Source organism: Sulfurimonas sp., from assembly GCF_041583195.1.
GTDB lineage: Bacteria > Campylobacterota > Campylobacteria > Campylobacterales > Sulfurimonadaceae > Sulfurimonas.
In genome coordinates this window covers 191,952-218,039 of sequence record NZ_JBFHGL010000003.1, presented here as the reverse complement: position 1 = coordinate 218,039, position 26,088 = coordinate 191,952, and the positions used below count along the sequence as shown (strand labels likewise).

Below are 26,088 nucleotides of genomic sequence, written 5' to 3'. Positions count from 1 at the left end.
GCATTAATTATGTAACTTTTAGTAACGTGAGTGTTAAACGGAGATTTTATTAGGTTATAATTTTTCAAATTTAAACTTAAGGGTTAACTATGGCATTTTTAAATGACTATAAAGCACATACAGAAGAGAGAGCTGCTCTTGGTGTACCACCATTAGCGCTAACAGCTGAGCAAACAGCTGAACTTGTTGAACTATTAAAAGCCTCACCAATTGTAGAACAAGACTATGCAATGGATATTTTTGAAAATAAAATTCCTGCAGGTGTTGATGACGCTGCCTATGTAAAAGCTGCATTTTTAAATGATGTAGTACAAGGTAACACTAAATGTGATGCTATCGATGCTGTAAAAGCATGTGAAATTTTAGGAAAAATGCTTGGTGGATTTAATGTAACTCCACTTGTTGAAGCACTTAAAATAGATGGTGATGTTGCGAATACTGCAGCAGAGCAGTTAAAAAATACAATCCTAGTATATGATGCATTTAATGATGTAAAAGCATTAATGGATGCTGGAAATGCTAAAGCTAAAGAGGTTGTAGAATCTTGGGCTAACGGTGAGTGGTTTACAAATAAACCTGAACTAGAAAAAGAGATCACTGTAACAGTTTACAAAATTCCTGGTGAAACTAATACTGATGATCTTTCACCTGCTTCAGAAGCGTTTACACGTGCTGATATCCCTTTACATGCTAACTCTATGCTTGGTGCTCGTATGGAGAACCCATTAGAAACTATGGCTAGTTTAAAAGAAAAAGGTCATCCTTTAGCATACGTTGGTGATGTTGTAGGTACTGGTTCATCTAGAAAATCAGGTATTAACTCTGTTCAATGGCACATGGGTCAAGATATTCCTGGTATTCCTAACAAAAGAACTGGCGGTGTAGTAATTGGTTCAATTATCGCTCCAATTTTCTTCAACACTGCAGAAGATTCAGGATGTTTACCAATTCAAGCTCCAGTTGATGCATTAGAGACTGGTGATGTTATTACTGTTAAACCTTTTGATGGTGAGATCGTTAAAGACGGTTCTGTAGTTTCTACATTTGAGATTTCTCCTAACACTCTTCCTGATGAGATGAGAGCAGGTGGTCGTATTCCACTAATTATCGGTAAAGGTTTAACTACTAAAGCTAGAGAAGCTCTTGGTATGGCTCCAACTGATCTATTTATGGCTCCTGCACAACCTGCTGATAACGGTAAAGGTTATACATTAGCTCAAAAAATGGTTGGTAAAGCATGTGGTATTGAAGGTGTTAAGCCTGGTGTTTACTGTGAGCCTGTAGCTACTACAGTTGGTTCTCAAGATACAACTGGTCCAATGACTCGTGATGAGATTAAAGAGCTTGCAGCACTTAGCTTTGGTGCTGATATGACTATGCAATCGTTCTGTCACACAGCTGCATATCCAAAACCAGCTGATATTAAATTACAGCACACTTTACCAGAGTTCTGGACTTCAAGAAAAGGTTTCATCCTTCGCCCAGGTGATGGTGTTATCCACTCATGGTTAAACAGACTTTGTCTTCCTGATACTGTAGGTACAGGTGGAGATTCACATACTCGTTTCCCAATCGGTATATCTTTCCCTGCAGGATCTGGTCTTGTAGCATTCGCTGGTGTAACTGGTATGATGCCGCTTACTATGCCAGAGTCTGTTCTTGTAAGATTTAAAGGTAAAATGCAACCGGGTATTACTTTACGTGATATGGTTAATGCTATTCCTCACCAAGCTATTAAAGACGGTTTATTAACTGTTGAAAAAGCTGGTAAGAAAAATATCTTTGCTGGTCGTGTTTTAGAGATCGAAGGTTTAGAAGACCTTAAATGTGAGCAAGCGTTTGAGCTTTCTGATGCATCTGCTGAGCGTTCAGCTGCAGCTTGTACTGTTAAGTTAAACAAAGAACCTATCATTGAATACCTAAGCTCAAACATCGCTCTAATCGATGAGTTAATCGAGCAAGGTTACGAAGATGCAGCTACACTAGCTCGTAGACGTGACAAAATGAAAGACTGGATCGCTAATCCAGAGCTTCTAGAAGCTGATAAAGATGCAGAATATGCAGCTGTTATCGAGATCGATATGGATCAAATCAAAGAGCCAATTCTTGCTTGTCCAAACGATCCGGATGATGTTAAAACTTTAACAGAGATTCGTGAAGCTGGTTTACATACTAAGATCGATGAAGTATTCGTTGGTTCATGTATGACTAATATAGGTCTTTTCCGTGCACTTGGTGAGATCTTAAAAGGTGAGGGTGTAGTTAAAAATAAACTATGGATCTGTCCTCCTACTAAAATGGATGAGAAACAACTTACTGAAGAGGGTTATTACTCTGTATTTGGTATGGCTGGAGCTCGTACAGAGATCCCTGGTTGTTCACTATGTATGGGTAACCAAGCTCAAGTTGGTCAAGGTGCATACGTATTCTCTACATCAACTCGTAACTTTGATAACCGTCTTGGTAAAGGAAGCCAGGTTTACCTTGGTTCTGCTGAGCTTGCTGCAGTTGTTGCACTTAAAGGTGAGTTACCGACTCCTGCTGAGTATTTAGAAATAGTTGCTGGAAAAATTACTCCAGATATGACTGATTCAGTTTATAAATACCTAAACTTCAATACAGTTTCTCAAGAAGAACTGTCTGCAATGGTTAAATAAAACCATTTTAACAGCGCATTTTGCGTTGTTAACCTCTTTATAATATAATTCCCCATAATAAAAATTAAAAACGAATCAAATACTTGATTAAAAGGAAAATGTTTTGTCTAAATTAGAATTTTTAAGATATTCGGCTTTAGCTGAGGGTGCATCATGGTTGGTACTTCTTTTTATAGCTATGCCTCTTAAGTATGTATGGGGAGATCCTACATATGTAAAAATTGTTGGTATGACACACGGTATATTTTTTATAGCGCTGTTTGGATTATTACTTCAAACTTTTTTTGAACAGCGTATCTCTCAAAATGAAGGTGCTAAAATATTTATAGCTTCTTTTATACCGTTTGGAACATTTTTTACAGACAAAAGCCTTCGTGAAATTATCGCAGAGGAAAAATCTGTTAAAGTTAAATCCTAATCTCTTATAATATCAAAATCGATAGGATACTTAGGGATAAATCTATCTTTATCTATCTTGTGGTTTTGTCTCTGAGCAGAAAAAACAATTTTAACTTTGTTTTCAAACTGATCTAAAAAATATATAGATTCAACAAGCCCATTATTTGTTTTTATACTGTATTTTGTATTGTTATATACAGTGACGTAATTATCTTTAGAAATCTCTTTTGCAGTTTGTACTAAATGAAAGAAATCAAATTCACTGCTTATTCTTCTTATAATAACCTGTTCAATCTCTGGTTCAACGATTGTAGCCTCATATTTACTTATAAAAACTTGTTTTTCAATAGGGGATACATAGTTCCATGATGCATTGTCTGGTTTAGAGGCTAATATATGCCCTTTATACTTTAAAACTTTATTTTTTTCGTCTGTAATAGTTTGTGTAAAATCTGCTTCAAATGAACTTATATCAAGTAGTGAAGCATTGGCATAGTTTAGAATTAGTGCAAAAATAAATAATAATCTCATAAAACCTCTTTTTTGCAAAATTATACACAAGTAGCTATTTACATATTAATTAATATTAAACATATATGCTTATTGTTATTAATTTATGCCTTTTATTATTTTTACTATGATAAAATAATCCCAATTTCTTAGCACTATATAATTTACTATATAGTAGCTTTTCATAAGGTTGAAGATGCTACAAGCATTTATGGGTAAGATTTTTGGAACTTCCAATGATCGTGAATTAAAAAAATATAACAAAAGAGTAAAATTAATAAACTCCCTAGAAGAAAAGTATAAACAATTAAGCGATGAAGAGTTAAAAAACAGTTTTAATGAGCTTAAGCAAAGCGTTCAAAGTGGTGAAAAAACTTTAGATGATGTATTAGTAGATTCTTTTGCTATTACAAGAGAAGCCGGTGTTAGAACTTTAGGCATGCGTCATTTTGATGTTCAGCTAATAGGTGGTATGGTTCTACATGAGGGTAGAATCGCTGAGATGAAAACAGGTGAGGGTAAGACACTTGTTGCAACTCTGGCTATTGTATTAAACGCAATCAGTGGAAAAGGTGTACATCTAGTTACAGTTAATGATTACCTTGCTAAGCGTGATGGTACACAAATGAGTGCTTTATATGAATTCTTAGGTTTCAGCGTAGGAATCCTTTTAGAAGATATGTATGATCCAGAAGTAAAAAGCAAAGCATACGAAGCAGATATTACATATGGTACAAATAATGAGTTTGGTTTTGATTATCTTCGTGATAATATGAGCTACTCAAAAGATCAAATGGTTCAAAAGAAAGGACATAACTTTGTTATAGTTGATGAAGTTGACTCTATTTTAATTGATGAAGCTAGAACACCTTTAATTATCTCAGGTCCTGTAAATAAATCTATGGATGATTACCACATAGCTAACAACATTGCAAATAAAATGACAAAAGATGAGCATTTTACTGTTGATGAAAAAGATAAAGTTGTTCTAATTACGGAAGAGGGTATTACAAAGGCTGAAGAGCTGTTTGAAGTTGAAAACCTTTACTCTCCAGAAAATTCATCACTTCCTCATGCACTTGATCAAGCACTTAAAGCAAACTACCTGTTTGAAAAAGATGTAGACTATGTTGTTAATGACGGTGAAGTTGTAATTGTTGATGAGTTTACAGGTCGTTTAAGTGAAGGGCGCCGTTTCTCTGAGGGGTTACATCAGGCACTAGAGGCAAAAGAGGGTGTTGAAGTAAAAGAGGAAACTCAGACTTTAGCAGATATTACTTTCCAAAACTACTTTAGAATGTATGATAAGTTAGCAGGTATGACAGGTACTGCAGAGACAGAAGCTACAGAGTTCGCGCAAATTTATAAACTTGATGTTGTTTCGATTCCTACAAATATTCCTATTTCACGTCAAGATTTGAATGATTTGATTTACAAAACTGAAGGGGAAAAGTTCTCAGCCGTAATTAAAAAGGTTAAAGAGCTTCAAAAAACAGGACAACCTGTTTTAATTGGTACTGCATCGATTGAAAAATCAGAAGTTTTACACGAAGTACTTAAAAAAGAGAAGATTGCTCATACTGTTTTAAATGCTAAAAACCACGAACAAGAGGGTGAGATCATTAAAAATGCAGGTGCTAAGGGTGCTGTAACTATTGCTACTAATATGGCCGGTCGTGGTGTTGATATTAAAGTAAGTGATGAAGTAAAAGCTCTTGGAGGTCTATACATAATAGGTACAGAGAGACATGAAAACCGTCGTATTGATAATCAGCTTCGTGGACGTTCAGGTCGTCAGGGTGATGCAGGTACTACACAGTTTTACCTTTCACTTGAAGATAATCTCCTTCGCATATTTGGAAGTGACAAGATTAAGACTATTATGGAAAGACTTGGTGTTGAAGACGGTGAATATATAGAGTCTAAAATGGTTACACGTGCTGTTGAGAAAGCTCAGAAAAAAGTTGAAAACATGCACTACGAAGGTCGTAAACAAATTGTTGAATACGATGATGTTGCAAATGAGCAGAGAAAAATTGTTTACAAGTTTAGAAATCAACTTCTTGATCCTGAATTTGATATATTTGCAAAAATCAATGAGCTTAGATATGAGTATGTTCAAAATCTATTCTACCAAGCAGATATATTTGAAGGTTCTGCAAGAGAAGATTTTAATCTGGAAAAACTGACTAAACACATAAAAGAAGAGATCAATATGGATCTTAGTATGGAATCATTAGCAGACCTTGATTATGAAGATCTGTTAGAAAAAGTAAATACAGATATTAAAAAATCATACGATGATAAAATGGGTGTACTAGAAGCTGATATCCAAAGTGAAGTTGCACGCGAGCTTTATTTAAAAGAGTTAGATTCTGCATGGCGTGAACACTTATATGCTATGGATAATATGAAAACAGGTATCCGTTTACGTGCGTACAACCAAAAAGATCCGTTAGTTGAGTATAAAAAAGAGAGTTATAATCTTTTCAGTGAATTAATTAACGATATTAAGTTCAATACTATTAAAACTCTTCAAATAATTCAATTTAGAGTAGAATCTGCTGAAGATGAAGCAAAAAGAATGGCACAGCAGCTTGAGCTTGAAAGAAAAGCAAATGAAGCTGCCAGACAATTAAGCACTCAAGAAGATGAGCCAGAAATTTCAGCTAAAAAACCTGCTAGAAATGAGCCTTGTCCTTGTGGAAGCGGTAAAAAGTATAAACAATGCTGTGGCAAAAGTGGACCTAAAAAAGGTGTATTTGCTTCTTGAAAAATAAACTAATACCTTACTTGGTAAAAAGATTTCTTAGGTTTGATAAAGATCAGCCATTTATCTTTTTATCTGCAATGCTTGCATTTTTAGGAATATCACTCGGTGTAATGGTTTTAATCATAGCTATGGCACTTATGAATGGGTTTGACGGTGAGTTTAAAAAGAAACTTACTATTATGAATTATCCATTAACCGTATTACCTAAATTTTACGGTGCTACGAATGAAGACCTTCTTACAGAACTGCAAGCAAAGTTTCCTGATTTAAAATTTAGCCCATATGTTCAATCAGCTGTAATGGCAAGAAGCGGTTCTAAACTTGAAGGCGGATATATATTCGGTGTAAACTTTGAGGATGAAGCTAAAGTTAATAATATAGTTGCAAAAGCTATTGAGAGTGCAAATATAGGCAAATTTGATGTACTTGTAGGTAAAAGTTTAAAAGATGAATTTGATCTTTATATAAATGATAAACTTATGTACATTTTTACAAATGCCGAACCTGGTGGACTTACTGTAACACCAAGAATAAAACGTTTTGATGTTAAAGGGGTATTTGATTCAGGACTAACAGCCTATGATAAAGCGTATAGCTACACAAGCTTGGAGTCAATGCAAAAACTTTTAAGAATACCATCAAATCAGTACGACGGTATACATATATTTTCATCAAATCCTCACGAAGATATTAAAAGAATACAGGAAGTTTTACCACCTAATGCATCTGTAAAAGGGTGGTGGCAGGATAATGTGAACTTTTTTGCAGCTCTGGAGCTTGAAAAAGTTTCTTTGTTCATTGTGTTGATGCTTATCATCCTTATTGCAGCTATTAATATTATATCTTCACTTCTGATGACTGTAATGAATAGAAGAAGCGATATAGCACTTCTTATGTCCTTGGGAACTACAAGGGGTGAGATCAAGAAGATATTTTTATACCTTGGCATTGTTATTGGAATAAGCGGAATTTTAGCAGGGGTAGTATTTGGTTTTAGCGGTTTATGGATACTCTCAACTTTTGATATTGTTTCACTACCAAAAGATGTTTACCCTACAACGACTTTACCACTTGATCTAAGTCCTAAAGACTTTTTTATGATTATAACTGGCGCATTTGTAATTGTGATAGCGTCATCTTATTATCCAGCTAAAAAAGCAAGTGAAGTAGATATACTAACAGTTCTTAGAAACGAATAGAACTTATATTAATCATCCGAAAATATACTAAACGGCAATAGCAGCGTTCTTTTAATTATATTAACTGGCGCTACTATGATCTCTTTTGCAAGCATTGAATCTATATTTGGATCATCTAGTTTTCCATCTACTTTTACAGTTGTAGAGATAGAGTCTTTATTAAATAAAATATATCCAACTACAGGTATTTTAGAAGCAGCGCTGCCCAGATCTGTTTTTAGATTTAGTTCCATGTCTATAAAGTTGTCTTTTATGCTTAGCGCACCATGACCCAATATATCTAATTCGTCAGACTCCAAATAAACATCACTTACATTATATATATGGTTTTTATGTGTAAACATCATATATGCTGTTTTAGCATGAAGACCTTTAGAGTTGTATGACGGAAGTGAAAATGTAACCAACGATGGTATAGTGTTTACAAAGGCTAAAACATTGTTTAAAAGTTTGAACTCTTTAATTTTCGTATCTTTTACAAAAACTACACCTGAGAAATCATCTGTATCTCCATTTACGGAAAAGTCTAAATTTCCACCGTTAAATTTAGACATAGAAAACAAATTCTCCATGAATTTATCATTAAACCCTGTGCCGTAGAGATGAAACTTTTTATTTTTATATTTAAAACCTGCTTCACCGTTAGCGTATTTTAATTGTGCAGTCGTGATCTTATTTAGATACTGAAGGTTTATTGTATCGGATATAACTCTTCTTGTATCACTTAAATATATATATGATTTATCAAAATGTGCAGATAAACTGTAGTTTGAAGAACCTTTTTTTGTTTTAGAATCTATATCGTTAACCAGTTTTATAACCTCATTTATATCTATCCCTACGTTGGAACCTTTTATAGATACATTAGAGTTTTGAATATCTATATTTATTTTATCGTTGATTGATATATATGTTTTATTGTCTTTATGCGATATACCGTTTATTACATACTTTGTAACAGGTTTGTTGTACTCAGACAATATTTTGTATTTATAATCAAGTTTTGCTAAGAACCTAATATTGTCCTCACCTGTTCGCTTATATATAGAAAAAGTTCCTTTGTCTACGTTATATTTATTTAATAGAGGTGAGAACTGTTTTAGTTTATCAAGTGAGTTAAAAGCTATTACCCACTCTTTATCTGAAGAGAAAGCAGACATATTTAAACTAGAAGCATTTGCCATATACTGATCATTTGCTTTTTTGATTTTGAAATCTATTTTTTTATCTATGTTAAACATTTTTTGAAGATCGTTATTTGTAAATTTAAATTTGTTCAGGCTGAAAAAACCCTCTTCTGAATCAAAAAAGTATATAAAATCAAAATTAGAGGTAAAAAAATTGTCAAACTCCATATTCGTTTTATCTATACGTATTGAACTATCTTTGTAAAGAATACTTGGGTTTTCAAGTTTGATCTTTTGTTTTTTGTGGTAGAGGCTTATTGAATCACTTGATGATATATTTAATTCATTGTCACGGTATCTTAATTTAAGGTCTACAACCGACTGATCAAGCTCTATATCTGAGTAATTGAATTTAGTTAAATCCAAGTCTAGGTTATATATAGATTTATTAAAGTCTGCTTCACCTGAAATATAGGCATGAATATCCTCTGAAGAAAGTTCCGTTGTAGGTATTTTTGCAGTTAATGAATCCAAATTAAAAGGGATCTCTAGCTTTTGAAGCTTAGATTTTTTATTTAATACAAACCAGTCTGAACTATCTATATTTATTTCATCTTTTTTAGAGCCTATAATATATCTTGCTTTTAGATGTTTTTCCTGAGAATCCAGATAAAATTCGTCAGAAAAATATATTTTTGAAAAATCAAAACTTAAATATCCTTTGGAGTTTTTTAAATCTAATTTTCCATAAAGCCTGCTCTGGGCAATATCTTTATACTTGGCTTTCATTCTTGGAATCTCTACGTCAAAATTATCCAGTTTTACAAATGTGTCAGTTAGATCAAGATCAAGTCCAAGGTAATTAAAATTTGCCTCATTGGTAAAAAACTCACCTTTTGCATCAACTTCCGAATTTGCCAGGTTTATATTTAAGATCAGGTTGGTGTCCATGTAACCGCTGTTTTGGATGAAAGGAAGTTTGATTTTGTAATGCTCTAATAGATTTTTTAAGTCTGTATCAACAGAGCCGTCAAACAAAAGATGAAGCATTAGCATAGTGTTTGGCTTAGTAAAATCTATATTTAACCAGCTTGCATCGAGACCAAAACTATATGTTTTTGACTCATATGGCAATATATATAAGGTACCGTCTTTAAAGACTAAGTCTGTATACTCTGTTTTTATGGAATCAAGGTTTTGATCATATGTATAGTTTAATTCGTTCGCAACCATGTAAGCATAAAAGTTTTTATAAGCATTATCTATTTCTTTATACTCTATAAAACCGTAAGCCTGTTTAATATCAAGGTTTTTCATATCTATAGCAGTATCTACCCAATATTTAAAATCTATATCAAATAAAGAAACTATGTTGCTCGTACTTGGGATACTTTTATTTGAATTAATAGCATAGACTAATCTTTCTGCGCTTGATTTAGCACTTATATTTAATGAAAGATCATTTTTTAAAGATATATTGGAGTTCAGATATAACATCTTGTTTTGATCATCAACTAAAAAGTTACCGCTTATACTTAAGTTAATATCTTTATTTTCAAACTGTTTTAACTCTATATTCAAATAGTTTTGGTTTGAATGTATATCTGCATCAATAACCATATTCTCAGATGTTAATTTAAAGTTACCTCCATCTTTATCTTTAAACTTGAAACTACCACTCATATCCTTATAGTTAAGTTTTTCAACTATGAATGATTTAGTAAGCATTGGTATATATATTGTTTTATTTAGGTATTCGACAATACTTATAGGTTTAATCTTAAAAGCAGAAGGGGAATCGTCATCTGAAATATTAAGCTCTTTTATATAAATATTTAATTTTTCATCCCATTTTATGTATAATTTGTCTATTCTTACAGAATTAAAACTAATATTTTGAAAACTAATCCCAGAGTTTAAAAAGAAATATGTTACGGAAAGTGTCAATAAGATGAAGATAAAAAAGCTAACAATACTAAAATATATTTTAGAAATACTATTAATTATAAGTGTGTCTTTCATTTATTACCTAAGTCAGCCTGTTTATTCAAAAAAAGTTGTTTATATTCCAAATGGTTCAATAAATAAGATTATAACACATTTGTCACAAAATAATTACGATATGTCTAAACTTGACTCTTTGTTACTTAGAGTTATTGGCTCCCCTCAAAGCGGATGGATTGATATTAAAGATGAGAAACTTCGAAGGGCTGATTTTTTATATAAATTAACTAGTGCAAAAGCAGCTCTTAGAAACATTACACTTATTCCCGGTGAAACCACGTATATATTTTTAAACCAATTAGCTTCTAATTTAAACCTTGACAGAAATAAACTACAAATAATGTATGATAAATACACTCCTATAGAAGAGGGTGCATTTGTTCCTGATACTTATAAAATACCCATAGGCATTAATGAAGAGATGCTTGTAAAACTTCTTTTAAATGAATCGAAAAAGCAGATGATTAAGCTATCAAATAAACTTTTTGGTTCCTTTAATGAAAAAAAATGGTTTCATTTTGTAGCAGTTGCATCTGTAATTCAAAAAGAATCTGCAAATAATGAAGAGATGCCTCTTGTTTCATCTGTTATTTATAACAGAATAAAAAAAGGTATGAAGCTTCAAATGGATGGTACTTTGAACTATGGAGAATATTCTCATATGAAGGTTTCACCAAAACGTATTAGAAATGACAATACTATATATAATACCTATAAACACAAAGGTATACCGAGTATTCCAGTATGTAATGTAGGCTTTGATGCTATAAGGGCAGCAGTGTTTCCAGCACAAACAGATTACCTCTATTTCATGAAATCAAAGAGCGGTACTCATGATTTCTCGTGTAACTATTCTACACATTTACGCAACATAAAGCGTGTTACTAAGTGAAACAACTTGTATAAATATATTCAACTTTCTGAGTTTTGATGACTAATATTAGATTAAACCTAGTATGATTTGTGTTACATATCCACAAAGTTACATTAACTTTTGGAAAAAAATTACCTTACTAAGGAACTAGTATGTCAAAAATTATTTGGTCAAAGATTGATGAAGCTCCGGCTTTAGCAACTTATTCGTTATTACCTATAGTAAATGCGTTTACTAAAGAAGCTGGTGTTGAAGTTGTTACTTCAGATATCTCACTAGCTGGACGTGTTCTTTCTGCAATGGGTCTTGCAGAAGATGAATTATCAAAACTTGGTGAACTAGTACTTCAAGAAGATGCTAATATTATCAAGCTTCCAAACGTTTCTGCTTCAGTTGGTCAGTTAAAAGATTGTATTGCTGAACTTCAAGGTCAAGGTTATGATATTCCTAACTACCCTGAAAACCCTGCAAATGCTGAAGAAGAAGAGATTCAAGCTAAATATAGTGTATGTTTAGGTTCTGCTGTTAACCCTGTTCTTCGTGAAGGTAACTCTGATCGTCGTGCTGCTAAAGCGGTTAAGAAATTTGCTCAAAACAATCCACATAGACTAAAAGCTTATTCTGAAAACTCTAAAGCTCGTGTAGCACACATGGCTGGAAACGGTGATTTCTATGGTAATGAAAAATCTGTTACTATGGATAAAGATCAAAAAGTTACAATCGCTTTAAATGGAAAAGAGCTTAAAACTGTTGATGCTTTAGCTGGTGAGATTTTAGATGGTACATTTATGTCTGTAGCTGCTTTACGTGCATTTTACAAAAAAACTATCGAAGAAGCAAAAGCTGAAGGTCTTATCTGGTCTGTACACTTAAAAGCTACTATGATGAAAATCTCTGATCCAATCATGTTTGGTCACGGTTTTGAAATCTTCTTCGAAGATGTATTTGCTAAATATGCTGATACATTTAAAGAATTAGGTGTAAATCCTAACCTTGGTATGTCAGATCTAGAAAAAAAGATAGCTGGTCACGCTCAAGAAGCTGAAATTAAAGCTGCATTCCAAGCAGTTGTAGAAGCTGATGCTCCAAAAATTGCAATGGTTGATTCTGATAAAGGTACAACTAACTTCAATGCTTCAAACGATGTAATTATTGATGCTTCTATGCCAGTTGTTGTTCGTGAAGGTGGTAAACAATGGGATAGAACAGGCGCGGCACTAGAAACTTTAGCTGTTATTCCAGATTCTACTTATGGTATGTTCCATGCTGAGATGGTAGCTGATTGTGTTAAAAACGGTCAATACGATGTAACTACTATGGGTACAATGCAAAATATCGGTCTTATGGCTCAAAAAGCTGAAGAGTATGGTTCTCATCCAACAACTTTCGAACTTAAAGAAGCAGGTAAAGTAACTGTAACTGCTGAAGATGGAACTGAGCTTATGAGTTTTGACTGTGAAGCTGGTGATATCTGGCGTATGTCTCGTGCTAAAGATATTCCAATCAAAGACTGGGTTCGTTTAACAGTTGAGAGAACTCGTATTGAAGGTTATCCGGCAGTATTCTGGTTAGATGAAAACCGTGCGCACGATGCTGAAATGATCAAAAAAGTAAATAAATACCTTGCAGAATTAGATACTGATGGTTTAGATATCCAAATCATGAATGTAACTGATGCTACACGTTTTACAAATGAGCGTATTCGTAGAGGTGAAAATACTATCGCTGTAACTGGTAACGTTTTACGTGACCACTTAACTGATATGTACCCAATTTTAGAGCTTGGAACATCTGCAAAAATGCTTTCAATCGTACCATTAATTGCTGGTGGTGGTTTATATGAAACTGGTGCTGGTGGATCTGCTCCTAAACACGTTGACCAATTTTTAGAAGAGGGTCACTTACGTTGGGATTCACTTGGTGAGTTCTTAGCACTTGCTGAGTCTTTAAGATTTATCGCTCAAAAACACAACTCTGACAAGTTAGCTGCTGTAACAGCTGCACTTGATGTTGCTAATGACGGTTACCTTGGTAACAATAAAGCTCCAGGTAGAAAATGTGGTGAGCCAGACAACAAAGCTTCTCACTTTTTCGTAGCTCAATATTGGGCAAAAGCTTTAGCTGAGTGTGATAATGCAGAATTAGCTGCTAAATTTGCTCCTGTTGCTAAAGAGTTAACTGAGAAAGAAGATCAAATTATGTCTGAGCTTTTAGCTGTTGAAGGTAAAGCACAAGATATCGGTGGTTATTTCCACCCAGATGATGCAAAAGCTGAAAAAGCTATGCGTCCATCTGCTACATTAAACGCTATTATAGACTCTATATAGTATCATAGCAATTATGAGGGAATATCCCTCATTTTGCTTTTTTTATGAAACTAGTTATTAGTTTTATAATAGAAGCAAAATTTTTAAAGGAGTATGTATGAGTAAAGGAAAAAGAGTAGGAATAGTAGGTGCCGGAAATGTTGGTGCTACAGTTGCATACTCGTTAGCTATGCTTGGTTCTTGTCATGAAATTATTTTACGTGACAACAAAATCGAAGTAGCTAAAGGTAAAGCCCTTGATATGTCTCAAGCTGCTGCTGCAGTAAGAAGTCACACTGTTGTTACAGTTGCAGAAGACATGTCTCAACTTACTGATTGTGATGTTGTTGTTGTAACAGCTGGTAGTCCTCGTTTACCTGGGATGAGTCGTGATGATTTACTTATGACAAATGCAAACATTACTAGAGATGTTATTGGCGGAATAGCAAAATACTCTCCAAATGCGATAATTATTATGGTTTCAAATCCACTTGATGCAATGACTTATGTTGCATTAAAAGAGAGTGGTTTTGATAGAAGTCGCGTTATTGGTATGGCTGGTATTTTAGATAGTTCTCGTATGGCAGCATTTATTCAGGAAAAACTTGGATACGGTGGGGGTCAGATTCGTGCATCTGTTATGGGTGGTCATGGTGATGACATGGTTCCATTACCTCGTTACTCAACAGTAGCTGGTGTACCTCTTTCAGATGTTTTAACTAGTGATGAGATAAACGAGATTGTAAATCGTACACGTCATGGTGGTGCAGAGATAGTTGGTTATTTAAAAACAGGTTCAGCATATTATGCACCTGCTAAATCTACAGCTATTATGGTTGAAGCTATTTTAAAAGATACTAAGCAAATTCATCCTTGTGCAGTTTGTCTAGAAGGTGAGTATGGATACAGTGATGTTGTTTCAGGTGTTCCTGTAATGCTTGGTGCAAATGGAGCTGAGAAGATCATTGAAGTAACACTAGATGAAAAAGAGAAAGAGATGTTTAAAAATTCTTGTGATTCTGTTCAAGAATTAATTGATTCACTAAATAAACATAAATTTTTTGAGGAAACTAAATAATGCGTGAAATTGCATACGAAGAGATCGTAAAAAATGTTAGAGACATTATAGTTTATTCTGCCTCTAACTTGCCAGAAGATGCTTTAAATGCCATGAAAGCAGCTTATGAAAATGAAAAAAGCCCTGTAAGTAAAGAGGTTTTAAAACAGCTACTTGAAAATGCTGATATTGCAAGTAGCGAGGCTCGTCCTCTATGCCAAGATACAGGTTTAGCTGTATTTTTTGTAAAAGTTGGCGCTGATGTTAAAGTTGTAGGCGGATTATTAAAAGATGCTATCAATGAAGGTACTGAAAAAGGTTATACTGAAGGTTATTTAAGAGCTTCTACATGTGAGCCTTTTTCTCGTGCAAACTTAAAAGATACAGTTGGTTATAACCTTCCTGCAATTATCCACTTTGACATAGTTGAAGGTGATAAAATAGAGATTGAATACGCTGCAAAAGGCGGAGGTAGTGAGAATGTGTCACGTGCTCGTGTATTCCCACCTGCTGCTGGTAAAGATGGTGTAGTTGAGTTTGTAAAAGAGTGTATTAGCGATGCTGGACCAAACCCATGTCCTCCAATCACTGTAGGTGTTGGAATAGGTGGTACATTTGAAAAAGCTGCAATTAGTTCTAAACACGCACTTTTCCGTGATCTTGGTACTAAAAACGAAGATCCTGAGATGGCTGAACTTGAAGAAAGAATGATGAAAGAGATTAATAATCTTGGAATTGGTTCTATGGGTATGGGTGGTACACAAACAGCTTTAGCTGTACATATTGAATCTAACCCTTGCCATATTGCTTCTCTGCCGGTTTCAGTAAATGTACAGTGTCACTCTTCACGTCACACACATATTACAATATAAGGGGTAAGGGATGAGTAAAACATATAATTTAACTACACCACTTACTGAAGAAACTACAAGAAGCCTTAAAGCAGGTGATATTGTATATTTAAGCGGAACTATATATACGGCTCGTGATGCGGCTCATAAAAAACTTGTTGACTTAATTGAAGCAGGTGAAGAACTTCCATTTGATTTAGAAGGAAGTGTTATTTACTTCGTTGGACCAACACCTCCTAAACCTGGTGATCCAATAGGAAGTGCAGGCCCTACTACATCTTATCGTATGGATTCATACTCTCCGACAATGCTTAAGCATGGCTCAAAAGGTATGATTGGTAAGGGTAAAAGAAATCAAGAAGTAAAAGATGCTTGTAAGGAATACGGAGGAATTTACTTTGGTGCAACAGGTGGAGCAGGTGCTTTACTTGGAAAACAAATTACAAGTGCCGAAGTAATTGCGTATCCTGAACTTGGTCCAGAAGCTGTTAGAAAATTAACAGTAAAAGACTTTCCGGTTACAGTAGTAAACGATACATACGGAAACGACCTTTATCAAATGGGTCGTGAACAATACGAAGTTAAATAAAAACACATTTCAAAACAAGGAGATTGAATGAATATACATGAATATCAAGCAAAACAAATTTTTGCTAAATATGGTGTACCAACACCAAGAGGAATTGTTGCTAACACACCAGCGCAAGCTGTTGCTGCTGCACACGAGTTAGGTGGAAAAGTTTGGGTTGTTAAAGCTCAAATCCATGCAGGTGGACGTGGTCTTGGCGGTGGTGTTAAACTTGCTAAGTCTATTTCTGAAGTTGAGCAGTTAGCTGGTGAAATTCTTCACATGCAACTTGTAACTCACCAAACAGGTCCTGAAGGTAAAGAGGTACATAAAGTATACATAGAAGAGGGTGCTGACATTAAAGATGAATTCTACCTTGGTGTAGTTCTTGATCGTGCTAAAGAGATGCCTGTTATTATGGCTTCTACTGAAGGTGGTATGGAGATTGAAAAAGTAGCTGAAGAAACTCCTGAGAAAATCGTAAAAGTAGCTGTTGATCCAGCTATAGGTTTTCAAGGTTTCCACGGTCGTGAGTTAGCATTTGGTCTAGGTCTTCCAAAAGAGGAACAAGGTAAATTTATCAAGTTTGCTGCAGCTTTATATAATGTATATATGGAAAACGATGCAGAGATGATCGAAATTAACCCTCTAATCAAAACTGGTGCAGGAGATTTCTTGGCACTTGATGGTAAGATGGGATTTGATGATTCAGCTCTTGGACGTCACCCAGATATCGAAGATATGAGAGATATCACAGAGGAAGATCCTGACGAGCGTGAAGCAAGTCAATATGGACTTTCATATGTATCACTTGATGGTGAAATTGGTTGTATGGTAAACGGTGCAGGTCTTGCAATGGGTACTATGGATACAATTAACCATATGGGTGGTACACCTGCTAACTTCCTTGATGTTGGTGGTAAAGCTAATGCAGAGACTGTTGCTAAAGGTTTTGAAATCATTCTTAAAAACCAAAATGTTAAAGCAATCTTCGTAAACATTTTTGGTGGAATTGTTAGATGTGATCGTATTGCAAATGGTATTTTAGAAGCAACTAAAATGGTAGATGTACGTGTACCTGTTGTTGTTCGTCTTGATGGAACTAATGCACCTGAAGCTGCAGAGATTCTTAAAAATGCAAATATTTCAAATGTAATAGCTGCAACTGATTTAGCTGATGGTGCTGCAAAAGCAGTAGCTGCAGCGAAGGGAGAATAATTTAAATGAGTATTTTAGTAAACAAAGATACAAAAGTAATAGTTCAAGGTTTTACAGGTAAAGAGGGTACTTTCCATGCTGAGCAATGTATAGCATACGGTACTAACATCGTTGGTGGTGTTACACCAAATAAAGGTGGTCAAGAACACCTAGGTAAACCGGTTTTCAATACAGTAAGTGATGCTGTAAAAAATACAGGTGCTACTGTATCTATGATATTTGTTCCGCCTGTTTTTGTTGCAGATGCTGTAATGGAAGCTGCTGAAGCAGGAATTGAACTAGCTGTAATTATTACAGAAGGTGCTCCTGTTCGTGATATGCAAGCTGCAAAAGCTTATGCTAATAAACACGGTATGAAAACAATTGGGCCAAACTGTCCTGGTATCATCACTGCTGAAGAGTGTAAAATTGGAATCATGCCTGGTATGATTTTCAAAAAAGGTAATGTAGGGCTTATTTCAAAGTCTGGTACATTAACATATGAAGGTGCAAACCAAGTATGTAAAGAAGGTTTTGGTATTACAACAGCTGTAGGTATCGGTGGAGATCCAATTATCGGTCTTTCATACAAGCAACTGTTACCAATGTTTGAAGCTGATCCAGAAACTGAAGCAATCGTTATGATCGGTGAAATCGGTGGAGATCTTGAGATTCAAGCGGCAGCTTTTATTAAAGAAAATATTACTAAGCCTGTTGTTGCTTTTATTGCTGGTCAAACAGCACCTAAAGGTAAACGTATGGGTCACGCTGGTGCTATCGTATCTGGTGGTGCTGGAACTGCAGCAGAGAAGATGGCAGCTCTTGAAGCAGCTGGTGTTAAAGTTGTAGTTTCTCCTGCTGAGATTGGAAAAGCTGTAGCAGAGGTTTTAAAGAAGTAACTAAAGGTAACAGTGTGAGCTTTTATGTGTAACTTTAGGTTACACATTGAAGCGTCAGTAGCACAAATAGAGTTAGTTTAATAAAAATTAGGTTATTCTTTTGGGGATAACAAAGTTAAGTCAATAATTATAAATATTAGTAACTAGACTTAATATTAAAAATTAGGAGAAAATATGGCAGCAAGTCCGATGGTAAATCCAGGTGATCAACCGGTATGGGTAAATACAGACAACTGTAAAGCGTGTGACATCTGTGTATCAGTATGTCCTTCAGGTGTACTTGGAATGAAATATGAATCAACATCAACTTTAGGTGCAATGATCTCTGTTGATCATCCAGAAGCATGTATAGGTTGTATGGAGTGTGAACTTACATGTCCAGACTTCGCTATATATGTAGCAGACAAAAAAGAATTTAAAGAAGCTGGCTATAGCTTTGCAAAACTTACTGATGAAGCTAAAGAGCGTCAGGCAAAAATTGTTGCAAACAACTATATGTCACTTGAGCAAGGAGCGAAATAATGGCAGAATTAAGAGAAGTAATATCTACTGGTAATGATTTAGCTGCTATTGCAGCTGTAGATGCTGGTTGTGAATTTTTTGGTGGGTATCCAATTACTCCATCATCTGAGGTAATGCACACTATCTCTGATCTTTTACCAAAGAACGGTGGTGCTGCGATTCAGATGGAAGATGAGATTGCTGGTGTAGCAGCAGCTATCGGTGCTGGTATGAGTGGTGTTCGTACTATGACTGCAACTTCAGGTCCTGGTATTTCACTAAAAGCTGAAAACTTAGGTCTTGCTCAAATGGCAGAGGTTCCTTTAGTAGTTGTAAACGTTATGCGTGGTGGTCCATCAACTGGTTTACCGACTCGTGTATCTCAAGGTGACGTTCGTCAAGCTAAAAACCCGTCTCACGGTGACTACCGTTCAATCACTTTATGTGCAGGTACTTTAGCTGAGTGTTACACTGAAGTTGTACGTGCATTTAACTTAGCAGATCGTTTTATGCAACCTGTTTTTGTTTTAACTGATGAGACTTTAGGTCACATGCATGGTAAAGCAATGTTACCAACTCCTGAAGATGTAAAAGCTGGAATTGTACCTCGTAAAACTTTTGATGGTGCTCCTGAAGATTACCGTCCATATGAGTGTGGTCCAACTGAAGCAGCTGTACTTAACCCTATGTTTAAAGGTTATAGATACCACTTTACTGGTCTTCACCATGATGCAAAAGGTTTCCCAACTGAGGAAATTGAGACTTGTAGAAAACTTATTCAAAGACTTGAAGATAAAGTTATGGCTCATACTGATGAGTTAGAGCTTAACGAAGAGTTTATGTGTGATGATCTAGAAGAAAACGATGTATTAATCATCGCTTACGGTTCAGTTTCACTTGCAGCTAAAGAGGCGATTCGTCACTTAAGAGCTGATGGTATTAAAGCTGGTTTATTTAGACCAATCACTTTATGGCCATCACCTGCTGAGAGAATCAAGCATTTTACAGACAAAGTTAAAAATGTTTTATGTGTTGAGTTAAACATTAGACAATATACTGAAGAGGTAGAGAGAGTTTCTCAAAGACTTGATATTGAAGGTCTTTATAAAGTTAACGGTAGAGCACTTTCTCCATACGAAATTGTAAATAAAGTAAAAGAGGTATTCTAATATGGCATTTAATTACGATAAATATTTAAGACTTGAAAAAATGCCGACACTATGGTGTTGGGGTTGTGGTGATGGTGTTATATTAAAAGCATTCATCCGTGCAGTTGATAAAATTGGTGTAAGCCAAGATGACGTTTGTGTTGTATCTGGTATCGGTTGTTCAGGAAGATTCTCTTCTTATGTAGACTTCAATACAGTTCACACAACTCACGGTCGTACTGTAGCATTCGCAACAGGTGTAAAACTTGCTAATCCAGACAAATTAGTTGTTTGTGTAGCTGGTGATGGTGATGCACTTGCAATTGGTGGTAACCATACAATTCACGGTTGTAGAAGAAATATAGATATGACTTTAATCGTTATTAATAACTTTATCTATGGTTTAACAAATTCTCAAACTTCTCCAACTACTCCTCAAGGTATGTGGACAGTTTCTCAAAAAGCTGGTAATATCGATCCAACTTTTGATGCTTCTAATTTAGCTATAGCTTCTGGTGCATCTTTTGTTGCTCGTGAGACTATGCTAGATCCTAAGAAATTAGAGAAAGTTATGATTAAAGCTTTAGAGCATAAAGGTTTCTCTTTCTTAGAAGTACTTTCTAACTGTCATATTAACCTTGGTCGTAAAAACCAAATGAAAAATGCTATGGAAAACTTAGAGTGGATTGACTCTATTACTATGGCTAAGAAAAAATATGATGCTTTAAGTGAAGAAGAGCAATTAAACTTACTTCCTACTGGTGTATTAAAAGAAGATACAGAAGCACGTGAATACTGTGATATGTATGAAGATATTAAAGCTGCACAGCAAGGTAAGCGTGGTTTAATTACTCAAAATGACTTTGTTAAGAAAATATAAGGAGAAACACAATGGCTAGAACTTTAATGAGATTTACAGGTGTTGGTGGACAGGGTGTTCTTCTTGCAGGTGAGATTTTTGCAGCTGCAAAAATCAAAGCTGGTGGTCACGGACTTAAGACAGCTACATATACATCACAAGTTCGTGGTGGTCCGACAGTTGTTGATATTACTTTAGATGATGAAGAGATCTACTACCCATATGCAAATGATGGTGAAATTGACTTTATGCTTTCAGTTGCACAAGTTTCTTTTGATCTATTTAAAAACGGTGTATCAAAAGGTGGAACAATCGTAATTGATCCAAACCTTATTACTCCAACTGAAGAAGATAGAAAAAACTGGAATATTTATGAGATTCCAATTATTACTATTGCAAAAGAAGAGGTTGGTAATGTTATTACTCAATCTGTTGTTGCATTAGCAATTGCTAACACTATGATGAAAGCAATTGAAAAAGATCACCTAATTAACATTATGCTTTCAAAAGTACCACCAAAAGTACATGAAGCTAATAAAAAAGCTTACGAGCTTGGTGAAAAATATGCATTAGAAGCTTTAGCTTAATAAAGCTCTTTCATACTTAATATATAGCAACCTTGCGGGGTTGCTTTTTTTATATACACTATTCATATTAAACAATATGAAATAGTATTATGCTTATGCTTTTATATTTTCCCAGAAAAAATCCACATGTTTTTCAAACTGTGTTGATAATCCATCAGTAGCTTTAGAATCAAATCTTAACATCGTAACTTGTAGTCTTATATAGAATAGGGTGGAGAGAAACTCATGAGCCATAAGCATTGGATCAGATGCTTTTATTAAAGAGTTCTGCATCATTATAAAAAAGCCCTCTGAGAGCACTTTTATGTTTTTATCGTTAAATTCACTCATAAACTGCTCTCTAAGCTCTTTATTTGAAAAAAGCTCTATCATTAAGAGTCTAAACATATTCTCGTTGTTTTTATCAAACGTAAGTAGTTTATATTGCATAGTATACTTTGTCAAAAAAGCTTTTCCTTTTAATGCACTATCTTTTATATCTTCATCGTTTAGAGAAAAGGGTGTACTAAATATATTTTTAGATACATCCAAAAAGATCTCTTCTTTATTTTTAAAGTGATTATATAGTGCACTCTGTTTTATACCTACCTCCGCTGCAATTTTGCGTACACTTGTAGCTTTGTATCCAAACTCACAAAATAGTTTTGTAGAACTTTTTAATATTTTTTCTTTTGTTGTCATGATTAATAAAACTCCATAAAATAGGGGATTTTTGATATATGAACATATGTTCTTTACTTTGTAATTATATATGAACAAGTGTTAATTAAACCTTATATTAACAAGAACAAGTGTTCATATAATATAAGTACGCAATGAACAATCGTTCATGTAATAAAAAAGGCACTTAAAAGGAAAAAAAATGTAAAATTTTATAGGTGTAATAGATAGTTAATTGGTTTGTACCAATAGGAAAGTCCGAGCTGCTATAAGAGAGTGTTTCATCTAACTGATGACCGGCGTAAGTCGAGGGAAAGTGCAACAGAAATATTACAGCCTTTTTGGTGATGGTGAAAAGGTGGTGTAAGAGACCACCAGTCTTTATGGTAACATAGAGAGCTTGTAAACCCAACACGGCAGCAAGAAACAAGTGGTTAGCCTCTTATATGGTGTTTTTATAACACTAATGCTTTTGTTTCGCTAGAGACACTTTGTAAAAAGTGTAGTAGATTAATGCTATCAGAACAAAACTCGGCTTATATTACACCTTCTTTTATATAAATACTATCTGCATATTATTTAATATTAATCATTTTTTCTTCTTTTTGCAACTCTTATATATCAAAGATTGTTGTTCATATTTTCTCTACTTAATGCTAATAAAGTATCATAATGGTCACATATTATGTATTTTCTGTATTATATTCGTTATTAATTGTATTTATATAGTTATTTTTAAGTTAATATTTTTATAATTAGTTATTCTTGGTAGTTTCACCACATAAAGTTTATTTGTTTAGCATAATGCTTAGTTTGTATAGTTACTTAATTTAAGGATTGACCATGGCACTTAAAGTAGCAATTAATGGAACAGGACGTATAGGAATTATAGTAGCAAAAATCATTGCAAGACGTGATGATATTGAGCTTGTAGCAATAAATACAACTACAAAACCTGAAATGTTGGAATATTTATTCAATTATGACAGCGTTCATAATGGCATTGATGCTAAACTTGTAAATGATAATACAATCAATATATATGGAAAAAATGTTTCTTTATCTTTTACTCGTAATATTAATGAGCTTGACTTTGGCTCACGTGGAGCTGAGCTTGTTATTGAATGTACTGGTGTTTTTTTAACTTCCGAAAAAGCACAAGGTTATTTAAAAAATGGCGTCAAAAAAGTAGTTATGTCAGCACCGGCCAAAGATGATACACCAACTTACGTACTTAATATAAATACAGATCAGTATAATGGAGAAGCTATAATTTCCAATGCTAGCTGTACTACAAACGCTCTTGCACCTATATGTAAAGTTCTAGATGACTCTTTTGGTATTGAAAACGGTCTGATGACTACTATACATTCTTATACTAACGATCAAAACATACTTGATGTTAAACACTCTAAAGATATGCGTCGTGCACGTGCTGCCGCTATTAATATGATTCCTACAACAACAGGTGCTGCAAAGGCCATTGGTAAAGTTATGCCTCATTTACATGGAAAACTTAACGGTTATGCTATGCGTGTTCCTACTCCTGATGTTTCAGTTGTAGATCTGACGGTTAATCTTAAAAAAGAGGTTAGTGTTGATGATGTAAATTATGCCATGGAATTAGCATCTAAAGGTGAGTTTTCAGATTTAATAGAGATAGATAATCAAAAGCGTGTTTCAAGTGATTTTATAGGCTCTACATATAGCTCTACTTACATACCGGATATGACAAGTGTAGTAGATGGTAAAACGGTTAAAGTACTAGCTTGGTACGATAATGAATGGGGATACAGCAGTAGACTTGTAGATATGTGTGTATTTATTGGTAATAAGTGAGGCTAAGGAGTTGTTATGAATTTGTTTTCATATCATATTAATGAAAAATACAATACTAGGTGTGCTTATTTCTCAATGGAATTTGCTATTGATCAATCGTTAAAGATTTATTCAGGGGGACTTGGTTTTTTATCAGGTTCACATATGAGAAGTGTGTACGATTTAAAACAGAGCGTAATAGGCGTGGGTCTACTTTGGAGTTACGGTTATTACGATCAAGCCCGCAATGAAGATCGTACTTTAAGAGTACAATACACACGTAAAAATTACTACTTTTTAGAAGAGTTGGCAGTATCTGTTAAGGTTAAGATTCATAATGAAGATGTGGTTGTAAAAGCATATTTACTTCATCCTGATATTTTTGGTACAGCTCCAATAATTCTTCTTTCTACAGATACAGAGGAAAACGACTATCTATCAAGAACTATCACACACAAACTATATGATGGTAATGAGCGTACACGTGTAGCTCAAGAGATTGTACTGGGTATTGGTGGTGTCAAGATTCTAGAAGCACTTAACCAATCAGTAGATATATACCATATGAACGAAGGACATTCTCTGCCTTTAGTTTATCAACTATACAACAAATATAAAGATATGGAAGAAGTAAAGAAACGTGTAGTTTTTACAACACATACACCTGAAAAAGCAGGTAACGAAGAACACGATATAAATTTCTTATATGAGATGGGATTCTTTTCGGGATTATCACTTGAGCAAGTCAGAGAAATAAGTTGTACAAATGCTGATAATAACTTTAGTATAACGGTTGGAGCACTCCGTGCTGCAAAGATTGCAAACGCTGTTTCAAAGATTCACGGTGAAGTAGCTAATAATATGTGGTCTAAAGTAGAAAAACGTTGCGATATCATATCTATTACAAATGCTCAAAACAAAAAGTTTTGGACAGATAAAACACTTATTAGAGCATTAGATGAGCATGAAGACTATGAGCTTATTGCTCGTAAGATGCACCTTAAAAAATTACTTTTTGCTATCGTAGCAGACCAAACCGGGAAAATGTTTGATCCAGAGATACTGACTATTGTATGGGCACGTCGTTTTGCCGAGTATAAGCGTCCTGGTCTTTTAAAATATGACCTTGAGCGTTTTGTCCAACTGATCAAACGTACAGAGATGCCGGTACAGATTATCTGGGCAGGCAAACCTTATCCTACAGATCAAGGTGCAGTTGAGATATTTAATGAACTTATTCATATTAGTGATCATTATGCAAACATAGCTGTTTTAACAGGGTATGAGCTTGAGTTATCTCGTCTTTTAAAAGAGGGAAGTGATGTGTGGTTAAATACACCTCGTATAACTCGTGAAGCAAGTGGTACAAGTGGTATGACAGCAAGCATGAATGGTTCTATCCATGTATCAATGGACGATGGCTGGCATCCAGAATTCGCACGTGATGGTGCCAACTCTTTTACCATACCTCCAGTAGATCATACTCTTCCTATAGAAGAACAAGATCGTATTGACAATAAAAATATGATGGATATTTTAGAAAACAAAGTAATACCTACATATTATAACGAACCTAAAAAATGGGTTGAGATAATGAAAAATGCTATGACAGATGTAGAATTTGATTTTAATTCAGGTCGTATGGCAGCAGAATATTATCTTTATATGTATGACTATAAAGTAGAATAAAAACTAAAAATAATAAAACCAGATTCAAAAGGAGGCAAGCACCTAGCGACTAATAATATAAGGGCTGATGTATGAGTGACTTACTAAAGTTAAATTTAGATTAATTGATATTAAGGATAATATTATGGTTAAAATTACAAAAAAAGGTCAAAAGGCTTGGGTTACATTTAGTATTGTACCTGATGGTGTTGAAAGTGTTAGTGTTTGTGGTGAGTGGAATGATTGGCAAGATGAGCCGATGAAAGTAAAAAAGAGTGGTGAGTTTTATATTACAAAGGTTTTACCTGTTGATAACGAGTTCCAGTTTGGATATCGTATAAACGATGAACAATGGCACCATGATAGTGAGTTAGATTCAGTACCATCACCGTTTGGTTCTATGAATGCGCTTTTAAAAATTTAATT

21 protein-coding genes and 1 other RNA gene are annotated in these 26,088 nt (G+C 34.4%); 19 read left to right on the top strand and 3 right to left on the bottom strand.

Annotation, left to right across the window (positions count from 1 at the left end; genetic code table 11):
- Positions 1 to 89 precede the first annotated feature (89 nt).
- Together ABZA65_RS04480 and ABZA65_RS04475 are read left to right on the top strand one after the other, a co-directional pair.
- Positions 90 to 2,657, top strand: coding sequence for a bifunctional aconitate hydratase 2/2-methylisocitrate dehydratase (locus ABZA65_RS04480; RefSeq protein WP_373071038.1), 2,568 nt, complete (start codon positions 90 to 92; stop codon positions 2,655 to 2,657).
- Positions 2,658 to 2,760: 103 nt separating this feature from the next.
- Positions 2,761 to 3,075, top strand: coding sequence for a DUF3817 domain-containing protein (locus ABZA65_RS04475; protein ID WP_373071036.1), 315 nt, complete (start codon positions 2,761 to 2,763; stop codon positions 3,073 to 3,075).
- Here the strand turns inward: ABZA65_RS04475 and lolA are convergent.
- On the bottom strand, positions 3,072 to 3,587 hold the full coding sequence (gene lolA / locus ABZA65_RS04470) for a LolA-like outer membrane lipoprotein chaperone (RefSeq protein ID WP_373071034.1): 516 nt from the start codon (positions 3,585 to 3,587) through the stop codon (positions 3,072 to 3,074). The two genes, ABZA65_RS04475 and lolA, sit on opposite strands and share 4 nt — an antisense overlap.
- A gap of 175 nt (positions 3,588 to 3,762) precedes the next feature.
- Here lolA and secA point away from each other — a divergent pair, with 175 nt between their 5' ends.
- Together secA and ABZA65_RS04460 are read left to right on the top strand one after the other, a co-directional pair.
- On the top strand, positions 3,763 to 6,339 hold the full coding sequence (gene secA / locus ABZA65_RS04465; protein WP_373071032.1) for a preprotein translocase subunit SecA: 2,577 nt from the start codon (positions 3,763 to 3,765) through the stop codon (positions 6,337 to 6,339).
- Positions 6,336 to 7,538, top strand: coding sequence for an FtsX-like permease family protein (locus ABZA65_RS04460; protein WP_373071030.1), 1,203 nt, complete (start codon positions 6,336 to 6,338; stop codon positions 7,536 to 7,538). The genes secA and ABZA65_RS04460 overlap by 4 nt, the downstream gene beginning before the upstream one ends.
- 8 nt (positions 7,539 to 7,546) lie before the next feature.
- Here ABZA65_RS04460 and ABZA65_RS04455 read toward each other — a convergent pair whose 3' ends face one another.
- Positions 7,547 to 10,687 carry an AsmA-like C-terminal domain-containing protein gene (locus ABZA65_RS04455; RefSeq protein WP_373071028.1) on the bottom strand — a complete coding sequence of 1,047 codons (3,141 nt, stop codon included), beginning with the start codon at positions 10,685 to 10,687 and terminating at the stop codon, positions 7,547 to 7,549.
- Between ABZA65_RS04455 and mltG the strand changes: the two genes are divergently transcribed.
- The 11 genes from mltG (at position 10,617) to ABZA65_RS04400 (ending at position 21,516) form a co-directional block, all read left to right on the top strand.
- Positions 10,617 to 11,561, top strand: coding sequence for an endolytic transglycosylase MltG (gene mltG, locus ABZA65_RS04450; RefSeq protein WP_373071026.1), 945 nt, complete (start codon positions 10,617 to 10,619; stop codon positions 11,559 to 11,561). The genes ABZA65_RS04455 and mltG overlap by 71 nt on opposite strands.
- Positions 11,562 to 11,695: 134 nt before the next feature.
- The gene (locus tag ABZA65_RS04445) at positions 11,696 to 13,870 is read left to right on the top strand and encodes an NADP-dependent isocitrate dehydrogenase (protein ID WP_373071024.1); all 2,175 of its coding nucleotides are present in this window, start codon (positions 11,696 to 11,698) and stop codon (positions 13,868 to 13,870) included.
- 97 nt (positions 13,871 to 13,967) lie between these two features.
- A complete protein-coding gene (mdh, locus tag ABZA65_RS04440) occupies positions 13,968 to 14,927 on the top strand; it encodes a malate dehydrogenase (RefSeq protein WP_373071022.1) in 960 nt (319 codons plus the stop codon).
- A complete protein-coding gene (locus ABZA65_RS04435) occupies positions 14,927 to 15,778 on the top strand; it encodes a fumarate hydratase (RefSeq protein ID WP_373071020.1) in 852 nt (283 codons plus the stop codon). The genes mdh and ABZA65_RS04435 overlap by 1 nt, the downstream gene beginning before the upstream one ends.
- 10 nt (positions 15,779 to 15,788) lie before the next feature.
- A complete protein-coding gene (locus tag ABZA65_RS04430) occupies positions 15,789 to 16,346 on the top strand; it encodes a Fe-S-containing hydro-lyase (RefSeq protein ID WP_373071018.1) in 558 nt (185 codons plus the stop codon).
- Positions 16,347 to 16,373: 27 nt separating this feature from the next.
- Positions 16,374 to 17,543, top strand: coding sequence for an ADP-forming succinate--CoA ligase subunit beta (gene sucC, locus ABZA65_RS04425; RefSeq protein ID WP_373071016.1), 1,170 nt, complete (start codon positions 16,374 to 16,376; stop codon positions 17,541 to 17,543).
- Positions 17,544 to 17,548: 5 nt separating this feature from the next.
- Entirely contained in the window at positions 17,549 to 18,421 is an 873-nt protein-coding gene (gene sucD / locus ABZA65_RS04420) for a succinate--CoA ligase subunit alpha (protein WP_373071014.1), read from the top strand.
- Between the two features lie 174 nt (positions 18,422 to 18,595).
- Positions 18,596 to 18,943, top strand: coding sequence for a 4Fe-4S dicluster domain-containing protein (locus ABZA65_RS04415; RefSeq protein WP_373071012.1), 348 nt, complete (start codon positions 18,596 to 18,598; stop codon positions 18,941 to 18,943).
- Positions 18,943 to 20,091, top strand: coding sequence for a 2-oxoglutarate synthase subunit alpha (locus ABZA65_RS04410; RefSeq protein ID WP_373071010.1), 1,149 nt, complete (start codon positions 18,943 to 18,945; stop codon positions 20,089 to 20,091). Before ABZA65_RS04415 ends, ABZA65_RS04410 begins: the two co-directional genes overlap by 1 nt.
- 1 nt (position 20,092) lies before the next feature.
- On the top strand, positions 20,093 to 20,950 hold the full coding sequence (locus tag ABZA65_RS04405) for a 2-oxoglutarate ferredoxin oxidoreductase subunit beta (RefSeq protein WP_373071008.1): 858 nt from the start codon (positions 20,093 to 20,095) through the stop codon (positions 20,948 to 20,950).
- Positions 20,951 to 20,961: 11 nt separating this feature from the next.
- Positions 20,962 to 21,516 carry a 2-oxoacid:acceptor oxidoreductase family protein gene (locus ABZA65_RS04400; RefSeq protein ID WP_373071006.1) on the top strand — a complete coding sequence of 185 codons (555 nt, stop codon included), beginning with the start codon at positions 20,962 to 20,964 and terminating at the stop codon, positions 21,514 to 21,516.
- A gap of 93 nt (positions 21,517 to 21,609) precedes the next feature.
- Here ABZA65_RS04400 and ABZA65_RS04395 read toward each other — a convergent pair whose 3' ends face one another.
- A complete protein-coding gene (locus tag ABZA65_RS04395) occupies positions 21,610 to 22,197 on the bottom strand; it encodes a TetR/AcrR family transcriptional regulator (RefSeq protein WP_373071004.1) in 588 nt (195 codons plus the stop codon).
- A 194-nt stretch (positions 22,198 to 22,391) separates the two neighbouring features.
- On the opposite strand from ABZA65_RS04395, the gene rnpB reads away from it, so the two are divergent.
- The 4 genes from rnpB (at position 22,392) to ABZA65_RS04375 (ending at position 26,086) form a co-directional block, all read left to right on the top strand.
- Positions 22,392 to 22,730, top strand: an RNA gene (gene rnpB, locus ABZA65_RS04390) — RNase P RNA component class A.
- Positions 22,731 to 23,019: 289 nt separating this feature from the next.
- On the top strand, positions 23,020 to 24,015 hold the full coding sequence (gene gap / locus ABZA65_RS04385; protein ID WP_373071002.1) for a type I glyceraldehyde-3-phosphate dehydrogenase: 996 nt from the start codon (positions 23,020 to 23,022) through the stop codon (positions 24,013 to 24,015).
- A 15-nt stretch (positions 24,016 to 24,030) separates the two neighbouring features.
- The gene (glgP, locus tag ABZA65_RS04380; protein WP_373071000.1) at positions 24,031 to 25,683 is read left to right on the top strand and encodes an alpha-glucan family phosphorylase; all 1,653 of its coding nucleotides are present in this window, start codon (positions 24,031 to 24,033) and stop codon (positions 25,681 to 25,683) included.
- A gap of 124 nt (positions 25,684 to 25,807) precedes the next feature.
- On the top strand, positions 25,808 to 26,086 hold the full coding sequence (locus ABZA65_RS04375; protein WP_373070998.1) for an isoamylase early set domain-containing protein: 279 nt from the start codon (positions 25,808 to 25,810) through the stop codon (positions 26,084 to 26,086).
- Positions 26,087 to 26,088: the final 2 nt, after the last annotated feature.